Annotated in this window: 26 protein-coding genes, 1 tRNA gene and 1 pseudogene; 14 read left to right on the top strand and 14 right to left on the bottom strand. The window is 61.9% G+C overall.

Annotation, left to right across the window (positions count from 1 at the left end; all coding sequences use genetic code 11):
* Positions 1–173 precede the first annotated feature (173 nt).
* The 5 genes from E5X88_RS27420 (at position 174) to hflX (ending at position 6,636) form a co-directional block, all read left to right on the top strand.
* Positions 174–2,459, top strand: coding sequence for a PAS domain-containing sensor histidine kinase (locus tag E5X88_RS27420; RefSeq protein WP_292166858.1), 2,286 nt, complete (start codon positions 174–176; stop codon positions 2,457–2,459).
* Positions 2,449–3,810, top strand: coding sequence for a sigma-54 dependent transcriptional regulator (locus E5X88_RS27415; RefSeq protein WP_292166856.1), 1,362 nt, complete (start codon positions 2,449–2,451; stop codon positions 3,808–3,810). The genes E5X88_RS27420 and E5X88_RS27415 overlap by 11 nt, the downstream gene beginning before the upstream one ends.
* Positions 3,811–3,992: 182 nt before the next feature.
* Positions 3,993–4,853 (top strand): D-amino-acid transaminase, encoded by an 861-nt coding sequence (locus E5X88_RS27410; RefSeq protein ID WP_292166855.1) that lies wholly within the window; start codon positions 3,993–3,995, stop codon positions 4,851–4,853.
* Positions 4,854–4,998: 145 nt separating this feature from the next.
* A complete protein-coding gene (hfq, locus tag E5X88_RS27405) occupies positions 4,999–5,244 on the top strand; it encodes an RNA chaperone Hfq (protein WP_006202172.1) in 246 nt (81 codons plus the stop codon).
* The gene (gene hflX / locus E5X88_RS27400; protein ID WP_292166854.1) at positions 5,245–6,636 is read left to right on the top strand and encodes a GTPase HflX; all 1,392 of its coding nucleotides are present in this window, start codon (positions 5,245–5,247) and stop codon (positions 6,634–6,636) included.
* A 6-nt stretch (positions 6,637–6,642) separates the two neighbouring features.
* On the opposite strand, the gene mazG is transcribed toward hflX, so the two are convergent.
* From mazG to opgC, 3 genes are all read right to left on the bottom strand, one after another.
* On the bottom strand, positions 6,643–7,467 hold the full coding sequence (mazG, locus tag E5X88_RS27395) for a nucleoside triphosphate pyrophosphohydrolase (RefSeq protein WP_292166853.1): 825 nt from the start codon (positions 7,465–7,467) through the stop codon (positions 6,643–6,645).
* Between the two features lie 141 nt (positions 7,468–7,608).
* On the bottom strand, positions 7,609–8,793 hold the full coding sequence (locus E5X88_RS27390; RefSeq protein WP_292166851.1) for an amino acid aminotransferase: 1,185 nt from the start codon (positions 8,791–8,793) through the stop codon (positions 7,609–7,611).
* Between the two features lie 128 nt (positions 8,794–8,921).
* Complete coding sequence (gene opgC, locus E5X88_RS27385) at positions 8,922–10,076, bottom strand: OpgC domain-containing protein (RefSeq protein WP_292166850.1); 1,155 nt, start codon at positions 10,074–10,076, stop codon at positions 8,922–8,924.
* A gap of 412 nt (positions 10,077–10,488) precedes the next feature.
* Between opgC and E5X88_RS27380 the strand changes: the two genes are divergently transcribed.
* From E5X88_RS27380 to E5X88_RS27360, 5 genes and pseudogenes are all read left to right on the top strand, one after another.
* The gene (locus tag E5X88_RS27380) at positions 10,489–11,007 is read left to right on the top strand and encodes a sigma-70 family RNA polymerase sigma factor (protein ID WP_292166849.1); all 519 of its coding nucleotides are present in this window, start codon (positions 10,489–10,491) and stop codon (positions 11,005–11,007) included.
* A complete protein-coding gene (locus E5X88_RS27375) occupies positions 11,007–11,780 on the top strand; it encodes an anti-sigma factor (RefSeq protein ID WP_292166848.1) in 774 nt (257 codons plus the stop codon). Before E5X88_RS27380 ends, E5X88_RS27375 begins: the two co-directional genes overlap by 1 nt.
* 21 nt (positions 11,781–11,801) lie before the next feature.
* Positions 11,802–12,518: a Bax inhibitor-1/YccA family protein gene (locus tag E5X88_RS27370; RefSeq protein WP_292166847.1), complete on the top strand. Its 717-nt coding sequence runs from the start codon at positions 11,802–11,804 to the stop codon at positions 12,516–12,518.
* 157 nt (positions 12,519–12,675) lie between these two features.
* Positions 12,676–12,993, top strand: a pseudogene (locus tag E5X88_RS27365) (DUF2076 family protein); the annotation flags it as partial.
* A 79-nt stretch (positions 12,994–13,072) separates the two neighbouring features.
* The gene (locus tag E5X88_RS27360) at positions 13,073–13,198 is read left to right on the top strand and encodes a hypothetical protein (protein ID WP_292166845.1); all 126 of its coding nucleotides are present in this window, start codon (positions 13,073–13,075) and stop codon (positions 13,196–13,198) included.
* Positions 13,199–13,487: 289 nt separating this feature from the next.
* On the opposite strand, the gene E5X88_RS27355 is transcribed toward E5X88_RS27360, so the two are convergent.
* Both E5X88_RS27355 and E5X88_RS27350 read right to left on the bottom strand, forming a co-directional pair.
* Positions 13,488–14,399: an agmatinase gene (locus E5X88_RS27355; protein WP_292166843.1), complete on the bottom strand. Its 912-nt coding sequence runs from the start codon at positions 14,397–14,399 to the stop codon at positions 13,488–13,490.
* Between the two features lie 175 nt (positions 14,400–14,574).
* Complete coding sequence (locus tag E5X88_RS27350; RefSeq protein ID WP_292166840.1) at positions 14,575–15,270, bottom strand: TetR/AcrR family transcriptional regulator C-terminal domain-containing protein; 696 nt, start codon at positions 15,268–15,270, stop codon at positions 14,575–14,577.
* A 198-nt stretch (positions 15,271–15,468) separates the two neighbouring features.
* Here E5X88_RS27350 and E5X88_RS27345 point away from each other — a divergent pair, with 198 nt between their 5' ends.
* Positions 15,469–15,957: a RidA family protein gene (locus E5X88_RS27345; RefSeq protein ID WP_292166838.1), complete on the top strand. Its 489-nt coding sequence runs from the start codon at positions 15,469–15,471 to the stop codon at positions 15,955–15,957.
* A gap of 174 nt (positions 15,958–16,131) precedes the next feature.
* Here E5X88_RS27345 and E5X88_RS27340 read toward each other — a convergent pair whose 3' ends face one another.
* Positions 16,132–17,079 (bottom strand): homocysteine S-methyltransferase family protein, encoded by a 948-nt coding sequence (locus E5X88_RS27340; protein ID WP_292166835.1) that lies wholly within the window; start codon positions 17,077–17,079, stop codon positions 16,132–16,134.
* 241 nt (positions 17,080–17,320) lie between these two features.
* On the opposite strand from E5X88_RS27340, the gene E5X88_RS27335 reads away from it, so the two are divergent.
* Positions 17,321–17,980, top strand: a complete 660-nt coding sequence (locus tag E5X88_RS27335; protein ID WP_292166833.1) for a TetR/AcrR family transcriptional regulator — start codon at positions 17,321–17,323, stop codon at positions 17,978–17,980.
* Between the two features lie 58 nt (positions 17,981–18,038).
* Here the strand turns inward: E5X88_RS27335 and E5X88_RS27330 are convergent, their stop codons facing one another.
* From E5X88_RS27330 to E5X88_RS27295, 8 genes are all read right to left on the bottom strand, one after another.
* A complete protein-coding gene (locus tag E5X88_RS27330) occupies positions 18,039–18,509 on the bottom strand; it encodes a YbaK/EbsC family protein (protein WP_292166830.1) in 471 nt (156 codons plus the stop codon).
* Positions 18,510–18,521: 12 nt separating this feature from the next.
* Positions 18,522–19,343: an MBL fold metallo-hydrolase gene (locus E5X88_RS27325; protein WP_292166828.1), complete on the bottom strand. Its 822-nt coding sequence runs from the start codon at positions 19,341–19,343 to the stop codon at positions 18,522–18,524.
* Between the two features lie 3 nt (positions 19,344–19,346).
* Positions 19,347–20,141 carry a TatD family hydrolase gene (locus tag E5X88_RS27320; RefSeq protein ID WP_292166825.1) on the bottom strand — a complete coding sequence of 265 codons (795 nt, stop codon included), beginning with the start codon at positions 20,139–20,141 and terminating at the stop codon, positions 19,347–19,349.
* Positions 20,141–21,694 (bottom strand): methionine--tRNA ligase, encoded by a 1,554-nt coding sequence (gene metG, locus E5X88_RS27315; protein WP_292166823.1) that lies wholly within the window; start codon positions 21,692–21,694, stop codon positions 20,141–20,143. The genes E5X88_RS27320 and metG overlap by 1 nt, the downstream gene beginning before the upstream one ends.
* 83 nt (positions 21,695–21,777) lie before the next feature.
* Positions 21,778–22,833 carry a DNA polymerase III subunit delta' gene (locus E5X88_RS27310; protein ID WP_292166820.1) on the bottom strand — a complete coding sequence of 352 codons (1,056 nt, stop codon included), beginning with the start codon at positions 22,831–22,833 and terminating at the stop codon, positions 21,778–21,780.
* Complete coding sequence (gene tmk, locus E5X88_RS27305) at positions 22,830–23,504, bottom strand: dTMP kinase (protein WP_292166817.1); 675 nt, start codon at positions 23,502–23,504, stop codon at positions 22,830–22,832. The genes E5X88_RS27310 and tmk overlap by 4 nt, the downstream gene beginning before the upstream one ends.
* A gap of 63 nt (positions 23,505–23,567) precedes the next feature.
* Positions 23,568–24,722, bottom strand: a complete 1,155-nt coding sequence (locus tag E5X88_RS27300; RefSeq protein WP_292166813.1) for a D-alanyl-D-alanine carboxypeptidase family protein — start codon at positions 24,720–24,722, stop codon at positions 23,568–23,570.
* Positions 24,723–24,837: 115 nt separating this feature from the next.
* Positions 24,838–26,052: a septal ring lytic transglycosylase RlpA family protein gene (locus E5X88_RS27295; protein WP_292166810.1), complete on the bottom strand. Its 1,215-nt coding sequence runs from the start codon at positions 26,050–26,052 to the stop codon at positions 24,838–24,840.
* Between the two features lie 494 nt (positions 26,053–26,546).
* Here E5X88_RS27295 and E5X88_RS27290 point away from each other — a divergent pair.
* Together E5X88_RS27290 and E5X88_RS27285 are read left to right on the top strand one after the other, a co-directional pair.
* Positions 26,547–26,636: transfer RNA gene (locus E5X88_RS27290), tRNA-Ser, on the top strand.
* A 50-nt stretch (positions 26,637–26,686) separates the two neighbouring features.
* Positions 26,687–26,842, top strand: a complete 156-nt coding sequence (locus E5X88_RS27285) for a hypothetical protein (protein WP_292166808.1) — start codon at positions 26,687–26,689, stop codon at positions 26,840–26,842.
* Positions 26,843–26,916 lie beyond the last annotated feature (74 nt).

Genomic DNA, 26,916 nt, shown 5'->3' with positions numbered 1-26,916 from the left:
CTCTGAGTTATCGCATCGGCCCAAAAACCGATTCCGGTTTCGGCCGAAGCGATAGAGCGGCCTCTTTTCCGGGGGATCGATCGCCGAAAGATTTCCGTCCAGGTCACACTTGTTGCATAATCGCCACAATGCGTTGCATAGATCCGACGCAATCACTGGCTCTAGACGGCGACATGGCTTCACAGGCACCGACACTGAGCGACCCGCTTTTCAGCGAACCCCGTACAAGGGACGGGCGTCGGCTGCTTGCGCTGCCCGGCGTGGTAGCGGTTGTCGGTGCGCTGGTTACGGCGGCGATCTCCTTCGCCATTCTCGTCGGCGCCACGCCGATCACGCCGGACGAAAGGACGACGCTGGCGCTTATCGCCCTCAATGCGGCGTTCATCCTGTTCCTGATCGCGCTCGTCGGCCGCGAAGTGCATCGTATCGTGATGGCGCGCCGGCGCGGCAAGGCGGCGTCGCGGCTGCATGTGCGGATCGTCGCGATGTTCGCGCTGGTCGCCGCGATTCCGGCCATAATGGTGGCGATCATCGCCTCGATCACGCTCGACATCGGCCTCGATCGCTGGTTCGAGATCCGCACCAAGACGATCGTCAATTCGTCGCTGTCGATTGCCGATGCCTATGTGCAGGAGAACGCGCGCAATCTCCAGGGAACGACCCTGTCGATGGCCTACGATCTCGACGCCTCCCGCACGCTTTACGGTCTCGATAGAACCGGCTTCCTCGATCTGATGAACAAGGAGGCGGTGGGACGCTCGCTGGCCCATGCCGCACTGGTCAAGCCTGACGGTTCGTTCGTCATGAGCGCCAAGACTGACGCCGATTTTGCCATGCCGGAGCCACCGGAAGGCGCCATGAGCAGCGCCGCCGACGGCAGGCCCGTGCTGATCGAGCCGAAGACGCGCAACATCATGGGCGCCATCGTCAAGCTGCGCGAGATCGAAGGGCTCTATCTCTACACCATCCGCCTCGTCGATCCCGAGGTGATCAAGGCGCGGCAGATTGTGAGAGCCAACACCGACGAGTATCGCGGCCTGGAAAACAATCGCCGCACCTCGCAGGTGGCCTTCGCGCTTCCCTACCTGTCGCTGACGCTGATCATCATTCTGTCAGCCATCTGGACCGGCATTGCCGTCGCCGACCGCCTGGTGCGACCCATCCGTCAGCTGATCGGCGCGGCCGACGAGGTCGCGACAGGCAATCTCGACGTTGCCGTGCCCGTTCGACCTTCCGACGGCGATGTCGCCTCGCTCGGCAACACCTTCAACAAGATGCTGCTGGAACTGAAGTCGCAGCGTAACGAGATCCTGTCCGCCAAGGATTTGATCGACGAACGGCGCCGCTTTTCTGAAGCCGTGCTTGCCGGCGTCACCGCTGGCGTCATCGGCGTCGATCCGTATGGTATCGTCACCATCGTCAACCGGTCGGCCGAAACGATGCTGGCGATATCGGCCACCGCCGCGCTCGGGCAGAATCTCTCCGCCCTGCTGCCGCATGTCGGCCGCGTCTTCGAGATCGGTCGAAAGTCGGGCAAGCCAGTCTATCGCGAGCAGGTGACCTTCTATCGCGCCGGCACGGAGCGGACCTTCAACGTGCAGATCACGGTCGAGGCCGGCGACGACGGTTCGGAGGAGAAATCCTATGTCGTGACGGTCGACGACATTACCGATCTTGTCCAGGCGCAGCGTTCCTCGGCCTGGGCGGATGTGGCGCGGCGTATCGCCCACGAGATCAAGAACCCGCTGACGCCGATCCAGCTTTCCGCCGAGCGCATCAAGCGCCGCTACGGCAAGGTCATCACCGAAGACCGCGAGGTTTTCGATCAGTGCACCGACACGATCATCAGGCAAGTGGAGGACATCGGCCGCATGGTCGACGAGTTCTCCGCTTTCGCACGCATGCCCAAGCCCGAGATGAAGGCCCTCGATTTGCGCGAATCGTTGCGTGAAGCCTCGTTCCTCGTTGAAGTGAGTCGCGCCGATATCACCTTCGAGCGCGTGTTCGGCAACGAGCCGCTCAAAGGCACTTTCGACAGCCGTCTGATGGCGCAGGCTTTCGGCAACGTTATCAAGAACGCAGCCGAGGCGATCGACGGACTTGATCAAAAGGACCGTTCGCACGGCATAATCCGGATTCAAGCCGAGCGCCAGAATGACGCGATTCGCATCGACGTCATCGACAATGGCAAGGGTTTGCCGCGCGAGAATCGTCAGCGACTGCTCGAGCCTTATATGACGACACGCGAGAAGGGCACGGGGCTCGGCCTCGCTATCGTCAAGAAGATAGTGGAGGACCATGGTGGCCGGCTCGAACTGCACGATGCGCCGGCGGATTTCCACGGCGGGCGAGGCGCGATGATCAGCATCATCCTGCCGCTTGCCGCCACTGTGCCGCCGCGCGGCGAAGACAGGACGGAACACAAAAGAGAAACTGAAAAGGTCGGTAATGGCGTCTGACATTCTCATCGTCGATGACGAGGAAGACATCCGCGAACTTGTCGCCGGTATTCTGAGCGACGAAGGTCACGAAACCCGAACGGCATTTGATGCCGACAGCGCCCTGGCGGCGATCGCCGACCGGGCGCCGAGGCTGATTTTCCTCGATATCTGGCTGCAAGGCTCACGCCTGGACGGACTGGCGCTGCTGGACGAGATCAAGACGATGCACCCGAACCTGCCCGTGGTGATGATCTCGGGGCATGGCAACATCGAAACGGCGGTCTCGGCCATCCGCCGCGGTGCCTATGACTTCATCGAGAAGCCGTTCAAGGCCGACAGGCTGATCCTCATCGCCGAGCGCGCGATTGAAACCTCGAAACTGAAACGCGAGGTTTCTGACCTCAAGCTGCGCAGCGGCGAAACCTTCGACCTGATCGGCATGTCGTCGGCGATGAGCCAGTTGCGCCAGACCATCGAGCGTGTCGCGCCGACCAACAGCCGCGTCATGATCATCGGCCCGTCCGGGTCGGGCAAGGAGCTCGCGGCACGCGCCATCCACACGCTGTCGGCGCGCAAGAACGCGCCGTTCGTCACGCTGAGCGCTGCCAACATCACGCCCGAACGCATGGAGGTCGAGCTGTTCGGCACCGAATCAAACGGTGTCGAACGCAAGGTCGGTGCGCTTGAGGAAGCCCATCGCGGCATTCTCTACATCGACGAAGTGGCCGACATGCCGCGCGAAACGCAAAACAAGATCCTGCGCGTGCTGGTCGAACAGCAATTCGAGCGGGTAGGGGGCACCAAGCGGGTCAAGGTCGATGTCCGTATCATATCGTCGACCTCGCAGAACCTGGAGGCGATGATCGCCGACGGCCGATTCCGCGAGGATCTCTATCACCGCCTGGCGGTGGTTCCGGTCATGGTGCCGGGACTGGCCGAGCGGCGGGAGGATATTCCCTATCTGGTCGACAATTTCATGAAGCAGATCTCCCGCCAAGCCGGCATCCGGCCGCGGCGCATCGGGGACGACGCGCTGGCGGTGCTGCAGGCGCACAACTGGCCGGGCAATGTCCGCCAGTTGCGCAACAATGTCGAGCGACTGATGATCCTGGCGCGCGGCGACGATGCCGATGCGCCGATCACCGCGGACCTGTTACCTGCCGAGATCGGCGATGTCATGCCGCGCACGCCAAACCAATCCGATCAGCACATCATGGCGCTGCCGCTACGTGAAGCGCGCGAACAGTTCGAGAAGGACTATCTGATCGCCCAGATCAACCGTTTTGGCGGCAACATCTCGAAGACAGCCGAGTTCATCGGCATGGAGCGCTCGGCGCTTCACCGCAAGCTGAAGTCGCTGGGCGTCTGACAGCCGACCAATCGTGGCCTACGCAATTTTCGGTTACGGCGGCGGCGGAATCGCTTAAGAAAGCGCCGCGCGTCTTTTGGGACGCGCAAAGGACGCTGTAGCATTTTGATTTTTGCGCATGATCCTTTCCGAAAATCGATTCCGATTTTCGGGGTCTGCGTTGACTTCTCCAGGGGTTATCCATGCCGCGCATTGCCTATGTGAACGGGCGCTATGTCGCTCACGCCGACGCTGTCGTGCATATCGAGGACCGTGGCTATCAGTTCGCCGATGGCGTCTACGAGGTCTGCGAGGTGGCGCGCGGCTTCATCGTCGATATGCCTCGCCATCTCGGGCGCCTGAACCGTTCGTTGCGTGAGCTGTCGATCGGATGGCCGGTCACCCCAGACGTGTTGCCGATTATCCTGCGCGAGGTGGTCCGTCGCAACCATGTCACCGATGGCCTGGTCTACCTTCAGGTGACGCGCGGCGTCGCCAGCCGCGACTTTGTTTTCCCGGCGGGCACGAAGCCGTCGCTGGTGGTGACCGCCAGGAAAGCCGACCCTACTGCTGCCGGGAGGAGGGCCGAAAGCGGGATCAAGGTTATCACCGTGCCCGAGAATCGTTGGGACCGGGTCGATATCAAGTCCGTCGGGCTGTTGCCGAATGTCCTCGCCAAGCAGAAGGCCAAGGAAGCCGGCGCCCAGGAAGCTTGGTTCGTCGATGCCGACGGCACCGTCAAGGAAGGTGGATCGTCGAACGCTTGGATCATCACCAGGGATGGCGTGCTGGTGACGCGGCCGGCCGAGCACGGCATCCTGCGCGGCATCACCCGCACCACGCTGTTCGACGTCGCCGCCAAGCTCGGCCTGAAGATCGAGGAGCGGGGCTTTTCGGTCGCCGAAGCCAAGGCCGCGCGCGAGGTTTTCATCAGCTCCGCGACCACGATTGCCATGCCGGTCGTGGCGATTGACGGCGTTCTCGTCGCCAACGGCCACCCGGGCTCGATAACACTTTCCTTGCGGCAAGCCTTTTTTGGCGTTGCGGAAAAAAGTCCAGCCTGATAACCGCACAGGTGGAATGAACATCAATATATCTCGTTCTGCTTGTCGTTATTGACGGCAAGATGGTGTTTGCGCGCTTGACACGTGCCGGGTAATTTGGCGCATTGGCCTGCAAACCGAAGGGGATCGGCGAAAGACAAGAACAATGGCGGAACGATCGCAAAATCTTCAGGACCTGTTCCTGAATTCAGTTCGCAAAAGCAAAAACCCACTCACCATATTTCTCATCAACGGCGTCAAGCTGACCGGTGTGGTCACTTCGTTCGACAATTTCTGTGTTCTGCTGCGTCGCGACGGCCATTCCCAGCTCGTCTACAAGCACGCTATTTCCACGATCATGCCGAGCCAGCCGGTTCAGATGTTCGATGGTGAGGAAAGCCAGGGCGCCTGATTGGCACGCAAGAAAGACGCGGACCGCAGCGTCCGCGAAAAAACAGCATATCAGCCGGGGGCGGAAGCCAAGGGCCTGACGCGGGCCGTGGTCATCGTCCCTGTGCTTACCCGCCAGCCACGCGGCGACGAAGATACGAATCGTCCGCGCCTGACGCGCTCCGCCGAGGCCCGCCACGAGGAGGCGGTCGGCCTTGCCCAAGCCATCAACCTCGACCCGATCCATACCGCGGTGGTGACGATCAATGATCCGCGGCCTGCGACCTTGCTCGGCAGCGGAAAGGTTGCTGAATTCGCCGAGATCGTCAAAGAGGGCCATGCCGAACTGGTCATTGTCGATCATCCCCTGACGCCCGTGCAGCAACGCAATCTCGAGAAGGAATTGAACGCCAAGGTGCTGGATCGCACCGGGCTGATCCTCGAGATCTTCGGCGAGCGCGCACGCACCAAGGAAGGCACACTGCAGGTCGATCTCGCGCACCTCAACTACCAGAAGGGTCGGCTCGTGCGAAGCTGGACCCACCTCGAGCGCCAGCGCGGCGGCGCTGGTTTCCTCGGCGGCCCTGGCGAAACGCAGATCGAATCGGACCGCCGTGTCCTGCAGGACAAGATCAACAAGCTGAAGCACGAACTGGAAACCGTGCGGCGCACCCGCGATCTGCACCGCGCCAAGCGCAAGAAGGTGCCTTTCCCGGTGGTGGCGATCGTCGGCTATACCAACGCTGGCAAGTCGACGTTGTTCAACAGGCTGACCGGAGCAGGGGTGCTGGCCGAGGACATGCTGTTTGCCACGCTCGATCCGACACTGCGGCGGGTGCGACTGCCGCACGGCACGCCGGTCATCCTTTCGGACACCGTCGGTTTCATTTCGGACCTGCCGACGCATCTGATCGCGGCGTTCCGGGCCACGCTGGAAGAGGTGGTCGAGGCCGATCTCGTCATCCATCTGCGCGATATTTCGGACCCCGACACGGCTGCCCAGGCCGAGGATGTCGAGCGCATCCTCGCCGATCTCGGCGTCGATGCCGGCGACACCAGGCGCGTCATCGAAGTATGGAACAAGATCGACCGGCTCGATGAAGGCAACCGGGCGCGGCTGCTCGCCGACGGCATCGACGGCAAGAAGGCACCGCCGATTGCCATATCGGCCGCCACCGGCGAGGGCATCGATGTACTGAAGGCGATCATCGAGGCAAGAGTTTCAGGCGAACTGGAAACGTTGACTGTCACGCTCAAGCCTGACCAGCTCGGGCTCGTCGACTGGCTCTACCGCAATGGCGACATTGTCTCGCGCACCGACAACGAGGATGGCAGCTTGACCGTTTCGCTTAAGGCGACGCAAAGCGCGCGCGAAGAGGTCGAAAGCCGATTGAATCGTAAAAACAACGGATAATCGCTGTTACTTCGCGCTCTTGGCTTGCTGCCAAAGCATCTCCATCTCGTCCAGCGTCGCCTTTTCCAACGTGTTTCCGGACGCTTCCAGCGCTTGCTCGACATGGTGGAACCGCGACCGGAATTTCTCGTTGGTGCCGCTGAGCGCCGCTTCGGAATCGACCTTGAGATGACGTCCGAGATTGACGACGGCAAACAGCATGTCGCCGAACTCGTCCTTGATCGAAGCCGTATCGCCCTTGAAAAGGGCCTCGCGCAACTCGCCGATCTCTTCTTCGATTTTGTCTAGGATCGGCGTGGCCTCGCTCCAGTCGAAGCCGACGCGAGCCGCTTTTTCCTGCAGCTTGAGCGCCCGGGTCAAAGCGGGCAGGGCAACCGGAATGCCGTCCAGAAAACCCTTGCCGTGATCCTCCGGATCATGCCCGCGAGCGAGGCGGGCGTTTCGCTTTTCCGCCTTTTCCTCGGCCTTGATCTTCTCCCACATGCCCTTGGCCATGCCGGCGCTGCGCGCCTTCTCGTCGCCGAAGACATGCGGATGGCGGCGGATCATTTTTGTGGTGATGGCCTGGACCACGTCGCCAAAGGCGAATTCACCGGCCTCCTCGGCCATCTGCGCATGGTAGACGACCTGCAGCAGCAGATCTCCGAGCTCGTCGCGCAGATCGTCCAAGTCGCCGCGCGCGATGGCGTCCGCCACCTCGTAGGCTTCCTCGATCGTGTAGGGCGCGATGGTCGAAAAATCCTGCTCGATGTCCCACGGACAGCCGGTTTCCGGCGCCCGCAGCGCCGCCATGATTTCGATCAGCCGGGAAATGTCTTTCGAGGGTTTCATCAGCTGAATGCTATCGTGCGCCCGGCCGCCCGGCCAACGCTGTCAGCCGGCGAGGGCGCATTGTCCACAGTTGCCGGCCAGACCATGATCCCGGAAAGTGGAAGCCGGTTTTCGGAAAAGATCATGGTCAAGCAAAAAGTATCAATCGAGTACGGAGACGATCGCCTTGGCGAGCGCGTCCATCCCGTCTTCCGGCAGGCCGGCGACGTTGATGCGGCTATCGCCGACCATATAGACGCCGTGCTCGGCGCGCAGCCGCTCGACCTGCGCTTCAGACAGGCCAAGCCGGGAAAACATGCCGCGATGGCTGGCGACGAAATCGAAGCGATCGGAATTGGACTGCCGCCGCAGTGCCTCGGCGAACTGCACCCGAAGCCGCAGCATGCGCAGGCGCATCTCTTCAAGCTCCGCTTCCCAGTCGGCGCGCAGCGTGGCGTCTTCAAGCACGATGCGCACCGCGGCCGCGCCGTGGTCCGGCGGCATCGAATACATGGCACGCGCCGCCGACAGCATCTGGCCCGTTGCCACATCGGCCTGCGCGCTGTCTTGGGCCAGGATCATCGCCGCGCCGACGCGGTCGCGATAGACGGCAAAGTTTTTCGAGCAGCTCGAGGCGACGACCATTTCCGGAACTTTTTCGGCCAGGAGGCGCAACCCGGCGGCATCGGCGTCGAGGCCTTCGCCAAAACCCTGATAGGCAATGTCGACAAAAGGCAGCAGGCCGCGCTCGACGAGAAGGTCGGCTATTTCAGCCCACTGCGCGGCGTCCAGATTGGCGCCTGTCGGATTGTGGCAGCAACCATGCAGCAGCACCACGTCGCCGCTCTTGGCGGTCGCCAGCGCGCTCATCATGTCCGCGAAGCGAACCGTACCCGAGGCGGCGTCGAAATAGGGATATTCGCGTATCTGCAAGCCGGCGGCGCGCATGACCGGCATGTGGTTCGGCCATGTCGGGTCCGACAGCCAGATCGTCGCGTCGGATCGCGTCCTCTTGAGCAACTCGGCCACCAGCCGCAGCGCGCCGGAGCCGCCGGGCGCCTGCGCCGCACGGATGCGCGTCAGGTCGGCCGCGGGGCCAAAGACCAGCCTCGCCATCGCCGTGTTGAAGCCGGTATCGCCGGCAAGGCCGAGATAGGTCTTGGTGTCCTGGCTCTGCAGCAATCGCTTTTCGGCCTCGCGCACGGCGCGCATCACCGGCGTCTTGCCGTCACGATCCTTGTAGACGCCGACGCCGAGGTCGACCTTGTCGGGGCGGGGATCCGCGCGATAGAGGCCGATCAAGGCTAGGATCTTGTCGGCTGGGGCAGGCTGCAGGTCTTCGAACATCGGCGCGGTTCCGTTGGCGGCGGAGTGATACGCAAATCGGCCGTGTTGCGCCAGCGGTTTTCACTAGCGCCAGGCTGAAAACCGCCGCAAACGCGGCTTTCCGCTGTCAGCCAGTCGACGCTGTTCTATCACGCCGTCCTGAGGGCAGCAGCAGACGGCAAGGCGGCGACAGGTTGCAGCTTCTTGCCGCCCCAACCGATCCGCGGCAACCATTCGAGGTAGTAGGCGAAGCCGAACTGCAGCGCGATTCCGGTCGAGATCAGGATCGTGTCGTAGAGGAGCCCGCCCGGGCTGACGACTTTCATCACCTGCGCGATCATGGCGAGGATCGTTCCGGCGATGAAGACCGGCAGCGAATGTTTGCCGAGAATCGCGAGCGGATGGCCGGGGCCTGTCCTCGCCAGGTTGGAAAGCGCCGGGATCGCTACGATCAGATAGGCGATCGCCAGAATATGCATGAGCCGCGACGCCGACAGGAATGTCTTGTCGAACCCGGTCAGCACGGTGGGCAGGCCGGAGGCCGTTTCAACGCCCCACAACGGCAGCCGCACCCAAATCAGCGCGCCGACCAGATACCCGACGGCCGCGCTCGCCATCATCCAGTTGAAGCGGATTTCGCCGCCGCGCTTGACATGCAGCATGCCGGCAATCCCGATGACGAACAGAAACTGCCAGGAGAGAGGGTTCAGGAACCAGAAGCCGTCGCCGGGAAAGTTCGAAGGGGCGATCTGGAAAATGCCGGCGATGAGCCAGAGAAGAGCGGACGCAGCAAGCATCAGCCGCAGGCTGAAGGAGCCGATCCACAGGAAAAGCGGCATCATCAGAAGTACGACGGCGTACATGGAAAGAATGTTGTTGTAGCCGATCTGATGGCTGAGCGTGGCAATGCCGAGCAGCGCTTCCGGCGTGTCCTCGATGATCATCTGGATGTTGATCAGCTTCAAAAGATCGGGCCGCGAGAAATGCAATGCAGCCGCTGAGAAGATCGCCAGCGTCGCCACTGTCGTCATGATGTGGGTGACATAGAGAACACCGGCGCGTCGCCACGCCTTCAGGGTGATGAGCAACCGGTTCCCCGGCTGGAACTTCAGCCCGTAGGCGAGCCCAACGGCAATCCCTGAAATCAGCACGAAGGCTTCGGCCGAATCGGAAAAGCCGAAATTCTTGTGCGTGAAATACTCGAAGATCGTCCCCGGCACATGGTTGACGAAGATCGTCAGCAGCGCCAGCGCGCGGAAGACATCGATGCGGGTATCCCGCTGGGCCGGTGCATTGCTTGTCATGTTGGGTCTGTGATTCGTTGAACGAGGCGGGCTCAAAAAGAGCCGTCGGAGAAGGAACGTCGGTGGTGAATGTTTGCTGCCTATAACGCCCAAGTGCTCGAAAAAGATGACATCCTCGGGTTTTTCCGCGTCACAAATTAATTCAGGTGTAAACATCGAATCCGGGACGATCTCCTCGCCCGGACATTGTGAACGATGCCGTCGACCCCTTGGCTGATTAGCGCGACGCGATGGTGGATGAGGGCTATCCCCGGGGTAAGCCGAGCGGCGATGGTGCGGGTTGAACGGGGATGGAAGAAGCCCCCAGCGTACGGAATCCCAAGGCCCGCCGCCTGACCTTCCCGGACCGAAAAAAATTCAAGGAGCGGGATTAAAACCTGCCATGCTCCGTAAACAGGACATGAGAGGGTCGATGCCACGCTTCGATATCATAGGACAGCTTGGTTCCCTGCGGCGCTACGCGCGTTCGCTGACGCGCGATGGCGCCGAAGCAGAGGACCTGGTGCATGACGCGCTGGTGCGTGCCTATGAGCGGCGCGGCACCTTCCGATCCGGCGGAAACCTGCGCGCATGGCTGCTGTCGATCGTCCACAACGCTTTCATCGACCGTTTGCGGTCCCGCAAGTCTGAAGCGGTGCGCATCGAGCAGGCCGAATACCTTGCCGACGCCAGTATCCAGGCCCCCCAGGAACATTCCATCCGCTTGGCAGAGGTGCGCGAAGCCTTCTTCAAATTGCCGGAAGAGCAGCGTTCGGCGCTGCATCTCGTCGCCATCGAGGGACTTACCTACAGCCAGGCGGCCGAGGCCATCGGCGTGCCGCTGGGAACGCTGATGTCGCGCATCGGCCGGGCGCGCGCGGCGCTCCGTGAGATGGAGGACACGTTGCCGGCACGTGCGAAAAGCCACCTCAGGATCGTAGGAGGTCCGTGATGAACGAACTGCGCGACCCGGTCACCGATGCCGACCTCGACGCCTATGTCGACGACCAACTGGACGTTGCCCGCCGCATCGAGGTCGAGGCGTTTCTTTCCGCCCGCCCGGAGGCTGCCGCGCGCGTGATGTCCGACCTCAGGACGCGCGACGAACTGCGCGTGGCGCTTGCCGGGTCCAAGGGCATGGCACGGCCAGCGACGGCCGATGCGGCACGGCGGCTGGAACGGGGGCTGGCCCGAGGCCGCGTTTTAGGCACGCTGCAGCGGGCAGCGACGGTCGCAGTCTTGGTGGCCGCGGGCTGGTTGGCGAATGGGATCGTCGGGCCGATTTCGGTTACAAAAGTCGTCGCCTCAACCCAGCCGCCCGTCTATCTGGAGGAGGCGATCCGGGCACACAGGACGACGATCATGCGCGAGGCCATGTCGTCGCAGCCCGAAACGCCGGACTACAATGCGGACGAAATTCGCGCGGCCACGGCGATCGTCATGCCATCGCTGCCGAAGGACTGGAAGGTCCGTGACGTGCAGATCTATCCGTCGCAGTTCGGCCCGAGCGTCGAGATGGCTGTCCAAACAAGGGACCTGGGACTGGTCTCGCTCTTCGCGATCAGGCCCGGAACGTTCGACGTGGTTCAGCCGACCATCGTTCCCTCGGATGAAATCTCCTCGGCTTATTTCCAGGTCGGGGAGGTCGCCTATGCGGTCGTCGCTCGAAGCGATGTCCGCGACCTCGATCGCGCCGCAGAAACGCTCGCCAAAACGCTTTACTGACCCTCATCAAGGAGAATTCGCATGAATACCCCCAACCTAGGATACCGCACCGGCGTCGGAGCCCAAGCCGGGGCCGTCTTTGACGAAGGCCTGCGCCAGCATATGCTGCGCGTCTATAACTACATGGGCATTGGCCTCGTCGTTACGGGCGTGATCGCCTTCGTGGTGGCTTCCACGCCAGCCCTCTACGTGCCGATCTTTTCCAGCCCCTTGAAGTGGGTGGTGATGCTGGCACCGCTCGCCTTCGTGCTGCTGTTCTCGTTCCGGATACAGACGATGTCCGCAGCCGGCGCTCAGGCGATGTTCTGGGCGTTCTGTGCGGTCATGGGCCTGTCGCTGGCCTCAGTGTTCCTGGTCTTCACCGGCACCAGCATCGCGCGCACTTTCTTCATCGCCGCCACCATGTTCGGCGCGACCAGCCTCTACGGCTACACGACCAAGCGTGATCTGACCCAGTTCTCGTCCTTCCTGATCATGGGCCTGATCGGTGTGGTGATTGCCAGCCTCGTCAACATCTTCCTCGGCTCGACCGCGCTTCAGTTCGCCATTTCGGTGATCGGCATCGCCGTCTTCATCGGGCTCACTGCCTGGGACACGCAGACGATCAAGGAGCAATATGCGGAAAATTTCGGTGCGGAATCGCAGCAGAAGCTCGCCGTCTTCGGCGCATTCTCGCTCTATCTGAACTTCGTCAATATCTTCCAGCTGCTGCTGAACTTCACCGGCGAGCGCGAATAGCCGCGTCAGATCAATGCATGTCGCGGCAGCGGTATTGGAGCAGCGACGTGCAATAAAGCAGACTTAAAGCGCGTCGCGAAAATCGCTCAGGCGCGACGCGCCTGGATAACCGGAGTTGTGTCTCATGGACAGGAACGACCAGTAGGCGCTCGGGGATCTGTTCGAAAAGCTCGCCAATGTCGAGCGGCAGACGCCGCCGCGTGATGCCGAAGCGGAACGCTTCATCAATGACCAGATTGCCAGGCAACCCGGCGCGCCATACTACATGGCGCAGACGATCGTCGTGCAAGAGCAAGCCCTGAACGCGGCACAGTCCCGCATCGAGGAACTGGAACAGCAGGCACAGCAGTCCGCCGGCGGCGGGCTGCTTGGCGGCCTCTTCGGCGGCACCAGGCGCTCGGGTTCGGTCCCGCGGGTAGGGCGCACCGCTGCGCCGGAGGAGCCGTTTTCTGGCAACCATCCGCAGAGGGCAGGCGGCGGTTTTCTCGCCGGCGCCGCGCAGACTGCGATGGGCGTGGCCGGCGGCGTGCTTTCTCGGCAACGCGATCGCAGGCATGTTCGGCGGAAGCGAAGCGCAGGCAACCGAGCCGCCGGCACCACAGGCAGAGCAGGGCGGTCCCGACGGGGCAGACGATTCCGGTTTCAACGACGGCGGTGATTTCGGCGCTGGTGAATTCTGACAGTGTGCGGTGCGGGTGAGGCCGGTCTTGGACCTCCGCCCCCGACGGCTTCGTTCGTCAAGCTCACGCTGGCGGTCTCACGGACGACTCTGTGGGTAATCATGACACTGCTGCTCGGCTTGGTAATTTCGGGCGGACTCCCCGGAGCGCAACGCGGCCCGGTGAGCCGCATCCAATCTCACCAACGCTTGGCTCCCATTGGGCAATGACGACGTGTGTTCGTAGAACCGGCTGATGAGGTGGAACAGCGGCTGTCCGCCCGCCTGCGCAAAGAGGAGGAAGCCGGGTTTCAAACCTGACGGACGATGGTGCCGATCGCATTGACGAGAAGGCGCGCGGCGGTCAGGGCCGACAGACCGTCAATGTCGGCGGGAGGATAGAGTTCGACAAGGTCGAATCCTGCGATCCTGGCCCGCCTGCCGAGGCCCGCGATCAGGTCGATCACCTGCGTGTAGGTGAGGCCGCCAGGTGTACGTGCCGCCACGCCCGGCATGATGCCGGGATCGAGGCCGTCGCAGTCCAGGGTGACGACGACCCGCGCTCCTTCCGGAATATGCTGGAGAACGGCTTCGACGCCTTGAGAGTGAACTTCGCGGGCGGTTACGAAGCGGCTGCCATAACGCCGCGCCGCTTCAATCTCGGCGAGGCGTGCGCTGCCGACGCTACGCAGGCCGACCTGCACCATGCCGGCGACATGCGGCATCTCGCTTGCCCGGCGCATTGGGCTCGAATAGCCGTAGCGTTCGTCATGCACCTCGTCGCGCCAGTCGATATGGGCGTCGATCTGCAGGATCCAGACCGGCCCGTGGTCCGCAAAGCCAGCAAGAAAAGGTATGACCACGGAATCGTCGCCGCCGAGCAGGATCGGTACGGCCGGCAATGCCAGGACCTCGCGTGTCTTCGTCTCGATCCGGGTCCGGTTGCCGGCATTGTCATGCATGGTGGTCGGGATGTCGCCGGTATCGATGCAGCAGGTCGGGTTGCCATCGAACAGCAAGCCGCCGAGATCGAAATCCCAGTGCTCGACGAGCGCGGCATCGTCCTGGCTTGCAGCGCGGATGGCGTCGGCGGCCAGGGCATAGCCGCTGCTGTCCTTGCCGGGATAAGTGCTGCCGTGACCGGCTCCAAAGATCACCGCACGGGGCATGCGGCCCTCGGCGAGGCGATCGGGAAAGCCGAGAAAGGAAGGTGAGGCGGTCATTTCTTGATGGTCTTGATGATGGCTTAGCTGAAACTGCGGTGTTGAAGGTGCAGGATAGGGGGCATTTGCGGGTAGGGCGGCAAAATCCTAGCCTGTAAGGTCGCAAGATTAATACAAAGTGCGCCAATCGACGCAAAAATCAGAGGGTCTTTCATCCGTTGCAGATCGTACTCGCTCATCTTGGAGCGAGGCCATCGAGCAGGAAGGCGAGGCCCTTCCGGAAGGCGCCGTCCCAATCGTCATCCAACAGAAGACGAGAGCGTTCGATTGTCGGGTAGCGTTCGCTGAGACGTGTAAGGCGCTGCTGCGCGGCGGCCCTGTCGTCGTCCGAGACGTCGAAGCTCGCGCGGGTGATGGTGGCGCCCATCACATAGTTCCAGAGCGACCATATCGCGACGTTCAGATCTGCGTCCGCTACACCGGCCCTGGACAAGGTCTTGCTCAGCAGTTCCAGGCGACTGAGGATGTTCGGGCCGAGCGCCCGGCGCGGCAACAGCGATGCCGACCAGGGATGACGCAGCATGCTGGCGCGCCAGTCTTCGAGCATATGAACGACTTCCTCGCGCCAGTCTTGAGACTCAACTGTTTGCGGCGGTCTGCGGTATTCGAGCACCGAATCGAGCGCCAGATCAAAGACATCCTCTTTGTTGTCGACGTGCCAATATAGGCTCATCACGCCCGAGCCGAGGCAATCGGCCAGCCGACGCATCGTCAATCCGCCGACTCCTCGAGCGTCCAGCAGTTCCACCGCGGTCGCCACGATACGCTCCCGAGAGAGAGGGGGTTCACTGCTCGGCTCCTGCACGGGCTGGAGCCTCTCACCTATCCGCTGAGACCGTTTGCTCCGGGCGCCGCTACGTTTGGCTGCCATTGGTCCTCCTCGCTGTTCAGAACGTCGATATTGACCGGCAACGCTACCAATGTCGATCTTGAGCGCTTGACTCGTACGGCGTACCATACGATGACTCGTATATTGCACGAGTCGTCGCATGGGCGATATGGGCTAAAGTTCAATCATACCGGCCGCGAGGGCACGTCGCTCGCAGGACTGCAGAGCCAAGAGAAAATCATGTCACGCGCAATCACGCATCTGCTTATCGGAGGGCTAATCATCATGACCATGGGAGTTCCCACTGCGACGACAGCGAATGAGAATGATCTCAAGCTGACCATCGTCAATCCGCAAGGCCTCTACGATCCCGCACCGAACGGCTACAGCCACGCCGTGATCGCTTCCGGCGGAGGCCGGATTGCCTACATCGCTGGCCAAGGCGGAGAAGACAGCACGGGAGCCTTGTCGCCCGATTTCGCGGTCCAGGTGGGACAGGCATATGCGAACCTGCGCACGGCGCTTGAGGGGATCGGCGCGAAACCGAATCAGGTCATCAAGCTCACGGTCTTCGTGGTCGATCATGACCAATCCAAGCTCGGGGTGCTGACCAGGCACGTCAAGGAAACGTTCGGCGAGACACTGCCGGCGCAGACATTGGTGCCCGTGCCGAGACTGGCGCTCGACAGCATGCTGTTCGAGGTGGAGGCCGTGGCCGTGCTTGATTAGCGGGGGCGGTGTGTCGGATTCATCGGCATCGCCGGCAGCATGTCGATGGTTAGGCAAACCACTCAGTCGCATAAGATAGATTATGGAACTGAGATATGGTTTTGATCGTGCTGTTTTTCAGCCCAACCGCAGTTCCTTGTTCCTGCGGAACTGCGGTTGGTAGCATGGCGTCTCCTACGCCGCTTGCGGCACGCAGGCCTCGCAGATCGCCGCGACGTGCCGATGGTCGGTGCCGCAGCAGCCGCCCAGTATGCGCATGGTCGGAAACGAGGCTTTCAGCCTGCTGTAGCGCCAGCCGAGGTCGTCCGGGTCGCCAGCGTCGAGTGTCTCCGATTCGTCCAGTTCGGCATGACTTTTGGCCGAAGCGTTCGCCTTCACGCCGTAGACACGGTCGAGCCATCGCTCGCCTTTTTTCAGCGCCTGCATGAAATGCGTCGGATGTGCGCAGTTTATCATATAATAGGCTGGCGCACCGTCCGTCGCGTCATCGACCCTGTCGATCGCCTCGCCGAGCGCCATACCGGTCACCAGCTTCCCGTCCGTCTCCACGGTGAAGGAGATCATGCAGGGCATAACATGCGCTTTGGCCGCCCGCGCCACTCCGATTGCTTCGTTGAAATTGGTGAGCGTATAGGCCGCCACCATGTCGGCCTCGGTCCGTGCGAAACTTTCGATTTGCGCCGCGTGATAGGCTTCCGCCTCGTCGGCGTCCATCTTGCCCGCTTTGTAGCCGTCGCCGCGCGGTCCAATCGCGCCGCTGATGACGCAAGGCGTCTCGGCGGTTTCGAACTCCTTGCGCAGATCGAGAAGAAGCTCGATCGAGGCCTCGTTTACGGCGCGGAGCGCTTCCGGCCCGTAGCCGAGCAACGCTCCCCAATCGGGATTGGCCCGCCATGTCGGCGTGTCGAGGATGAAGCCAGTCCCGCCTCTGCGCGCAATGGTCAGATAGCGGACATAATATTCCTTGAGCTTCTGCCGGCCTTCAGGCGTCGCCATCAGCGTGAATGAAGCAAAATGCGGAAGGTCGAGGCCCTCGTGAAAGATGAGGGTCGTCTCCATGCCGCCATCGCTCAGGAATGTTCTGTTGGCGAGTTGCGGCAGATTCTGGCGGTACTTGGCCATGCTTGTCTCCAGTGGTAAGATAACACCGTGCCGCCTGGGTTGGGGCCGGTTCGGAATAGCTTGGTTCTAGCGGCACGTGCCGTCGTGCACTAGAAAGCTTGTGGTCCGGTAGTCCACCGAAACGAGAACCGCTGCAATTACAGATGGTTAGCCACGCATGGGCGGCTGTATCGCTATCGACGTCGATGTTGGCGTGGGTGAAAACCATACCGTCGGTACAGCAAATTCGAGGGATTTGGTCATGCGCAAAGGTGCGGAAACGCGCGAACGCATTCTGGAGATCGCCGAGGCCTCGGTGCTGGCCAAGGGGTTCGGCGCGACCTCCATCGAGGAAGTGATCGCCGAAGCCGGCATCACCAAGAGCGGCTTCTTCTATCATTTCAAGGATAAGAACGAACTCGCCCGCGCCTTGATGCTGCGCTACGTCGAGGAGAACGACCGCATCTTCGACGATGCGTTTCAACGCGGTCGGCAATTGTCCGACGATCCGTTGCAGTCTTTCCTAATCACGCTCAAGCTGCTCGCCGAGCTGATGGGTGACTTGCCGAACGGCCACCCCGGTTGCCTGATCGCGACGTTCACCTATCAGGAGCGCCTCTTCGACCGCAATGTGCGCGACATCGCCTCCGACGCCGTACGCTCCTGGAACGGACGGTTTCGCGACGCGCTGAACGAGATCGCGCGCGTTTATCCCGCACGCGAAGGAGTGGACATCGACGACGTGGCCAAGATGTTCTCCTGCGTGGTCGACGGCGGCATCATCATGTCGCGGGGGCTCGGCGATCCCTGCGTGCTAGAGCGCCAGATCCTCGCTTTCCGCAGCTTCGTAAAGATGTTGTTCGCGCCGGCTGCGCCGGACATCATGCTGCCGCCTGCATCCAACGCCGTCGCCGCCGAATAGGTGTTCGCCCGGTCGCATGCTGCGGTCTCGAGGTCAGTCAAAATCGGACATGTTCGGCTTAGGTTGTCAGCTTTGCCACGACAGCGTGTGCTGCCTTGACCATTGCGTGTGGCTCCGTGGCGAACACCGCGTCATGCGCGCCGGCCGCCGCCCATACGCGGTCGAAGTCGAGCAACGTTTCGTCGGCGAACGCCGGGATCGCGACCAGATGGCCGATTGGGGCTACGCCGCCGATGGCAAAGCCTGTCTGGTCGCGGATTTGCCGCGGGTCGGCGCGCTTCAGCGGCTCGCCGGTCATCGCCGCGGCCTTGGTGAGATCGAGCTGGTTGGAGCCGGAAACCAGGAAGAGAAAAAGTCTGCCGCTGGTTTCTCCCTGGAAAATCAAAGATTTGACGATCTGTGCAACAGTGCAGCCGCATTGCGCGGCGGCTTCCTCGGCGGTGCGGGTCGAGGCGCCCATGCGCCTGATCTCGATGTCGAGGCCTGCATCGGCCGCTGCCTTGGTCACACGGTCAATGCTGCCAGCCATGAAAAAACCGACCTATCGTTCTGATTCATAGGGGATTTCGATCGTCATGCCGTCATAGGCCGGCTCGACGTTGGCCGGTGTCTCGGCCATCACAGCGGCGTAGTCGAGCGGCACATGCATATGCGTCAGCACGGCCTTTCCCGGTACCAGTCTTTCGATCCAGCCGAGTGCCTGACCGAGCGACAAATGGCTCGGATGCGTTCTGTATTGCAGCGCGTCGATGACCAACACGTCCAGACCACGCAACCGCTCGGCCGTGGCGTCGGGGAAGTCACTGACATCAGGGCAATAGGCGAGCCCACCGATGCGAAAACCAAGCGATATGATGTCGCCATGGATCTGCGGCAGCGGCTCAAGGGTGAGGGCACCCCCCTCGCCTTCGATCACCACCGGCCTGGCGTGGTCGATGATATGGGCATCGACGATGGGCGGATAGGAACTGCCTAGCGGCGTTTCGAAACAATAATCGAAAGCCTGCCGCAATCGCAGCATGGTGGGTTGGTCGGCGTGGATATCGATCAGATGACCCTGTTCGAGCACGAAGCCGCGCAAATCGTCGATGCCGTGGATATGGTCGGCATGCGGATGCGTATAGACGACCGCGTCGATACGCCTGACCGATGCCAGCAGCATCTGCTCGCGAAAATCCGGCCCGGTGTCGATGACAACTGCGGTCCTGTCGCCGTTTGCCGCAATCCGCTCGACGAGTGCGGCGGTGCGCATGCGCCGGTTCCTCGGATTGGTCGGATCGCAATTGCCCCAGTCGCCGGTGATGCGCGGCGTGCCCGGCGATGAACCGCAGCCGAGAATGGTGAGGCGCAGCCGGTCGCTCATGCGTCAGGCGCTCAGTGCGCTTGGGCGCGGCATCTTCCTGAACAGCCGGAAGAAATTGTCCGTGGTGACGGTCGCAATCTCGGCCTCGCTGACGCCGATCGTTTCGGCCAGCACCTTGGCTGTATGCGCGACATAGGCAGGCTCGTTGCGCTTGCCGCGAAACGGTATCGGCGCGAGGTATGGCGCGTCGGTTTCGACCAGCAAGCGGTCGTGCGGAATATCAGCGGCGATGGCGCGCAGCTCGGCCGAATTCTTGAAGGTCAGGATGCCGGAAAAGGAAACATAGCCGCCAAGCGCCACACCGACTTCGGCCAGCCTGCGTCCCGACGAAAAACAGTGCAGGATGAAGGGGAAGGCGCCCTTCCCTGTTTCGTCCTCGAGGATGTCAGCCATGTCGCTGTCGGCGTCGCGCGAATGGACGACCAGCGGCAGACCCGTCTCGCGCGCGGCGGCGATATGGGTGCGCAAACCCTGCGCCTGCGCATCGCGCGGCGCATGATCGTAGAAATAGTCGAGCCCGGCTTCGCCGATTGCCACCACTTTCGGATGGGCGGACAGCCGGACAAGCTCTTCGACGGTCACGTCCAGCTCTTCGGCGGCGTTGTGCGGATGGGTGCCGACAGAGCAATAGACTTCATCGAAAGATTCAGCGATTTCAAGTATTTGTTTAAATCGCTTCACACGCGTCGAGATCGTCACCATGCGACCAATTCCAGCAGCTAGAGCGCGAGCGACGATGGCCGCCCGCTCCTCTGCGAAATCTGGAAAGTCGAGATGGCAGTGACTGTCGACCAACATCAGGCGCTTGCATCCGTTTGGTCGACATAGCGTGGAAACACCGGTTCCGGCGCCGGCAGAGCCGTGCCTGAAACCAGCGCGTGATCTTCGGCGACGTGCGCGAAGTCGCGGCTGTCCGCCGGCACCGCCAGAAGGTCGAGCAGCTTAGCCGCCGAGGTCGGGACGACGGGCTGGCAAAGGATCGCAATACGCCGGATCACCTCGGCCGTCGTCCACAGCACCGTTTCCATGCGGGCCGGATCGGTCTTCTTCAGCGCCCACGGCTCCTGCCCGGCGAAATAGCGGTTCGCTTCGGCCACCACGCCAAAGATCGCCGCCAGCGCCAGATGGATGCCCTGTTCGGCCATCGTCTTGCGTGCCGTGACAAGGGCGGCACTTGCTTGATCGAGGATCGCCTTGTCGGCGTCGCTCAATTCGCCGCGCTTCGGCACCACGCCGCCGCAGTTCTTGGCGATCATCGACAGCGAGCGCTGCGCCAGATTGCCGAGATCGTTGGCGAGGTCGGCATTGGTGCGGTTGACGATGGCCTCGTGGCTGTAGCTGCCGTCCTGGCCGAACGGCACTTCGCGCATGAAGAAATAGCGCACCTGATCGAGACCGTAATGTTCGATCATCGCAAACGGATCGACGACATTGCCGACCGACTTCGACATTTTCTCGCCGCGGTTGAACAAAAAGCCATGCGCGAACACGCGCTTCGGCAGTTCGATTCCTGCCGACAGCAGGAAGGCTGGCCAATAGACAGCGTGGAAGCGGACAATGTCCTTGCCGATGACGTGGACGTTCGCCGGCCAGAAGGACCATCTCTCATTGGCCGTATCCGGATAACCGGCAGCAGTGATGTAGTTGGTCAGTGCATCTACCCAGACATACATCACATGCTTGTCGTCGCCCGGTACCGGCACGCCCCAATTGAACGTGGTGCGCGAGATCGACAGATCCTTCAGCCCGGATTTGACGAAGCTGACGATTTCGTTGCGCCGCTCCACCGGACCGACGAATTCAGGGTTGCTCTCATAGAGCGCGAGCAGCCTGTCCTGATAGGCGGAAAGGCGGAAGAAATAGCTTTCTTCCTCGGTCCACTCGACTGGCGAGCCGAGCGGCTCGCGGCGAACGCCGTCGTCGCCGACCTTGGTTTCGGCCTCGTCGAAATAGGCTTCCTGCCGCACCGAATACCAGCCGCTATAGCGGTCGAGGTAGATGTCGCCATTTTCCGCCATGCGTGTCCAGATCGCCTGGCAGGCCTTGTAGTGGCGCTCCTCGGTGGTGCGGATGAAAACGTCGTTCGAACAACCGGTCGCTGCGAGCATCGAGCGGAAGATCGCCGAGTTGCGATCGGCAAGCGCTTTCGGCGTCAGGCCTTCGGAGTCCGCCGTCTGCTGCATCTTCAAACCGTGCTCGTCGGTTCCCGAGACGAAGAAGACGTCCTTGCCGTCGAGCCGGTGGAAGCGGGCCAGCGTATCGCTGGCGATGACATTGTAGGCGTGGCCGATATGCGGCTTGCCGTTCGGATAGAAAATCGGCGTCGTCAGGTAGTATTTTTCGCGTGCCATGGATGAGCCGTCATGAATGTCTGAATGAAGATGTCGCGGTGAGATATCGCATCGAAACGGCGATTGCCATCCCGACTGGGCCGTCACATTCGCATTGCAGAATTCAGGCGGTCGATCATGGTCAAGGCGTGCTGCTTCTTGTCGAGATTGTAGGTGTCGGTTTCAGATATAGCGTTCAAGGCCTCGTGCCAAGTATCCGACAGCGTTTTGGCCCGCGCCAGATCGCCCGCCAGCGCGGCCTGGCTTGCACCGGTCGAGAGCAGGTCGAGCGCACGGCGATTGAAGATATCGAACTGGATCGCCTGGTCGCGACCGGCGACCGCCTCCGCGAGACGGTAGGCGCCGGCGACATCGCTCTTTCTCACTGTCACCAGGGCGTCGAGCGTTTCGGCGATCTCCAGCCCGCCATACTGCGTCAACAGGATTGCGGCGCGCGCGCTGCCCCCTGCCCGCTCGGCCAGTGCCGCGCGCGCCGCTGGATCGTCCGGTGGTGGTGGTTCGACGCTCTCCAGAACCGTCATCAGGCTCTCGGCATCGAGCGGCGCCAGCCGCACCATCTGGCAGCGCGAGCGGATCGTCGGCAGCAGGCTGCCCGGCGCATGGACGATGAGAATGAACAGGGTTCGTGCCGGCGGTTCCTCAAGATTCTTCAGTAAAGCATTGGCCGCATTGGCATTCATGTCGTCGGCCGGATCGACGATCACCACGCGGTAGCTACCGTCATGCGAAGTCAGCGACAGGAAGCGGCTGACCTTACGGATTTCATCGACAGTGACGACCGTCTTGAAGCTCTTGGTCTTGTCGTTCGGCGGGCGGGTCAGATGCAGCACCGAAGGATGTGCGCCGGTGGCGATCTGGCGAAACAGCGATGACGCCGGATCAGGGACGGCAAGAACGTCGGGCGCCTGCTCGAACGCCGGATATTTCAACAGATGATGCGCCAGATGGAAGGCGAGCGTCGCCTTGCCGATGCCGACCGGACCGACAAAGATCAGCGCGTGCGGCAGCTTCCCGGAGCGATAGGCGGTGGCGAGCATGTTCGCCGCCTGGCCATGGCCGACCAGACGCGGGGTCTCGGATGGCTCGGGGACGCCGTCGAGCGTGTCGTGCTGTTCTGGTGCGATCCGTTCGAAAATCATCCCGGCGCCGCCTGCTTCCTGTGCGCCGGCGCCATCGTCTCCAGAGCCGCGAACACGGCGGCGGTGACGACATTCTCCACCGTGTCGGGATCTGCGGACGCGTCGACGACTATGCAGCGCTCTGGCTCCGCCGCGGCGATCGCCAGAAAGGCTTCGCGGCGGCGCTGATGGATATCCAGCGTTTCCTTTTCGAAGCGGTCGGCGCCGGCATCGGTACCCCGCCGTGCGGTGGCGCGCCGCAGTCCTTCGGCCGGATCGATATCGAAAATCAGCGTCATATCGGGCACCATGCCATTGATGGCGACCTTTTCCAGCGCGCCCATGAATGCTGGATCGAGGCCGCCGGTGACGCCCTGGTAGACGCGCGAGGAATCCATGAAGCGATCACAAAGCACGATCGAGCCGCGCTCGACAGCCGGCCGGATGACCTGCTCGACGTGATCGGAACGCGCGGCGGCGAAAAGCAGCGCCTCCATCCTGGGGCCGAATGGTTCGGCAGCGCCGGAAAGCAGGACATGCCTGACCGCCTCAGCGCCCGGCGAACCGCCCGGCTCACGCGTAACAAGGACATCGTATTTCTTGGCGCGCATCTTGCTGGCCAGCCGCTCGATCTGCGTCGACTTGCCTGCTCCTTCGCCGCCCTCGAAGGTGATGAAAAATCCGTGCGCCAAAGCCTTTGTCCATGCTGCGGGACCGTAATAGTCCCGACTTGAGAAAAGGTCCACGCCGTGATGCTAACGCAACCAGCCGACGGCCAGTTCCTTGACGGCATCGAGCGCGCGCTGCGGCAGCGAGCCCACGCCAACCGACTCGGCCGCGAAAAGCGGCGTCTCCTGGCTCAGCGTATCACCGATCCAGACCCGCAGTGCGCCCACCGCTTGCCCCTCCTCCACGGGTGCTGCAACCGGTCCGTCATAAACGATCCTGGCGGTCAGCTTGTCGCGGTTGGCAATGGGCAGGAAGATATCCACCGGCCCTTTTGCCTTCAGCGCCACACCGGCTTTCGCCCCGCCGAAAACCTGCGCTTCGCCGACCACTTCATCCCTGGCGAAAATCTCGGTCTTCTGGAAGGAGCGAACGCCCCAGTCGAGCAGCTTTCGCGCTTCCTCGGCGCGCTCGCGATCGCTTGCCAGTCCGCTCATCGCCGCTATGAGGCGTGTGCCATTGTGGTTGACCGAGCCGACAATGCCGAAGCCGGATGCTTCGCTCATGCCGACCGCCAGGCCGTCCGCTCCGATACCCATCGCCAGCAGCGGGTTGCGGTTCTTCTGGGTGATCTTGTTCCAGGTGAAATCCGTCTGGCTATAGTAGCGATAGAGATCCGGATAATGCCGCCAGATATGCAAGGCCAGAAGCGCAAGCTCCCGAACGGTCGTCTGCTGACCGTCGGCCGGCAGACCGGTTGAATTGACGAATGTCGACTTCTCCAGACCAATCTGCCGTGCGCGCTCGGTCATCTGCGCCGCGAAGTTCGCCTCGGATCCGGCGAAACCTTCGGCGATGATGATACAGCCGTCATTGGCTGCCTGGACTGTCACGCCCTGGATCAGGTCTTCGAGCCGGACCGTCGATTTAAGCTTGGCAAACATGGTCGACGTTCTGGACGGCGCTCCGCCGGTGCGCCATGCGTTCTCACTCACCACGAACGTATCGTCGAGCGTCATGCGCCCCGACTTGATGGCGTTGAAAGCCACCTCCATCGTCATCAGCTTGGCCAGCGATGCCGGCGGAATCGGCCTGTCCGCGTCTTTGGAAAACAGCACCGTTCCGGTTTCGGCGTCGATCATGAAGGCCTGCGCGGCCTTGGTCTCGAAAAGCTGCGCCGCGGCCGGAACGAGCGAAAACAGCAGGAGGCCAAAACCCAGGAGCCCGGCGAAGCGAAGTTTCATGAGAGGTTAGACCTGTCAGCCGGCATTTCTGGGCAAGCTCTACAAGCTATCAGGCTTTGCCTCGACGGATCAATCGCGCCCACGGACAACTAGGCAAAACTTCAGGTTTTGCCGGTCAGTTCCGGACCACGAGCGCATCGGGTGCACCGTGCGACCACGCTGCCTGCAGCATCTCGTCCAGGCTGCTATGGCCGTCCGGATAGAGATTGACCGAATACCAGTCCTTGCCCTCGAACTCAGAGCGCTGGATTTCGGTCTTGCCGAAACCGGAGAGCTGGGCCGCCACACGCTGCGCCTCGGCGGCATCCTCGAACGAACCCGCCGCGACATAGTCCGTGGGCGAACCGGCGGAAGGCGCTTGCCGCTTCCACGATTGAAGGATTTCGACGGGCGACATGCCGGCGCCATCCAGCGCGGCAAAGGCATTGGCGGCGCCCTGTACGCGCTCGTCCGCATAAGACAGCGAAGCCACGGTGAATGGCGATTGCGCCGGCAGATCGATTTCCGGACGTTCCGGCGCGATCGGTCCGAAATCGGGCAGCGTCACACTGCCGGCGGCTGATATGACAGGCTGCGCCGACGCAGAATTCGTCAACTGACCGGGAAATGGGGCGGCGACACCCAACGCCGCGCTCGGCGACGATCCATTCATGGCGATCATGACACCAGTCGGCAGGCCGTCCGACGGATCCGGCGCCCTGTTGCCTGGATGGTAGGAGGCCATCAGATACTGGTCGTCGTTGCCGTGAAGCGGCGCCCGGCCGACATATTCGACCTTCACCTTGGCCGTGCCGACATTGGCATAGTCGAGCATTTCGGCGGCGCGCTTTGACACATCGATGATGCGCCCGTCATGATAGGGGCCGCGGTCGTTGACGCGCACGATGACCGAGCTGCCGGTCTTCAGATTGGTGACGCGCGCATAGCTCGGCAGCGGCATTGTGGGATGCGCGCCGGTCAGATGTGTCATGTCGTAGACTTCGCCGTTGGCGGTCAGCCTGCCGTGGAAGGCTTCGCCATACCAGGACGCTGCCCCGACCTTGGCGTAGCGTTTGTCTTCCTTCGGATAATACCACTTGCCGCGCACCTGATAGGGCTTGCCGAGCTGGTCGCGTCCGCCGCCACGCTGCAGGCCCGACATCTTGAAGGTGACGCGCGGGCTGGCCTTCACGCCGTATTCGGATTCGGAAAAATATTCCTTGGAGCGGGCCTTCTTGTTGACCATCGCCTTCGGCTGCGGCGCGGCACAAGCTGCCAGCAAGGCTGCCGACAGGGCACACAACATGAAAGCGGAAGCGCGACGTAGATGCGGGCGCGCCGTGCTCTGCATTTTCGATTGTCCCCTCTCAACAAAGGCACTGTAACTTGACTGTCGGAGGGCCAAAACACCCACTCGACAAATGCCAGCGCCACTTGATTCGCAATCCCTTGTGCGCAGGAATTGTTTATCACCGTATTAACCGATTGTGGTCGGAACCGGGCGAGATTGTGGCACGAATCGTCCCGGCGATCGCTGCGAAAAATCGCGGCTTTTCGACCTTCGGCGCAGCGCTGGTCGTCTTGCCGCAGCCCCGCCCTCAGACGTTCCAAAAGAGCCCGCATGTCTGCAAGGGCCAGCAGGATTGCCTGGCTGCCCTGGATGATGAAACCGTCCATTGGCGATCAATCCCATGCCTTGCCGTTGGCAGGAAGCGTCGCGGCCGGTTGACAGGGCTTTGCCGGGCGCATTAGAGCAATGAAGCGCCAACGATCTCCAGGCGCAGCAGTGCCATTAGACACGAGTTGAGATCAGGACGAGCATCCAAGTGGTTGAAAAATCACGATGGAGGGATGGCCGAGCGGTTTAAGGCACCGGTCTTGAAAACCGGCGTGGGTGCAAGCCCACCGTGGGTTCGAATCCCACTCCCTCCGCCAGATGCTATTGATTTACGTACATAATCTTCCATTTTACATAGCCCTGATCAATGATGGGCTTCGAACAAGCGTTCGGAGAGATTACCGAGAAAATCTCAGACGAGAGGGGAATTGCGGTCAAAACGCCGTTGGCCAATGCACCGCCTGGCGCCCTCGCCGATCTCTTCCACTATCGCCGCAGCTTTTTCTTTGTTCTTGGTGACTAGGAAACGCTCCTCTAGGCAACTAGGTTGAGGACTCATTCAGATCCAGGCTGAAATGATTGCGGCGAGAGCGAGGG

This window comes from Mesorhizobium sp. (assembly GCF_004962245.1).
In the GTDB taxonomy this organism is placed as follows: Bacteria; Pseudomonadota; Alphaproteobacteria; order Rhizobiales; family Rhizobiaceae; genus Mesorhizobium.
Note: the sequence above shows the minus strand (reverse complement) of the source record. Positions and strands in the feature narration are given on the sequence as shown.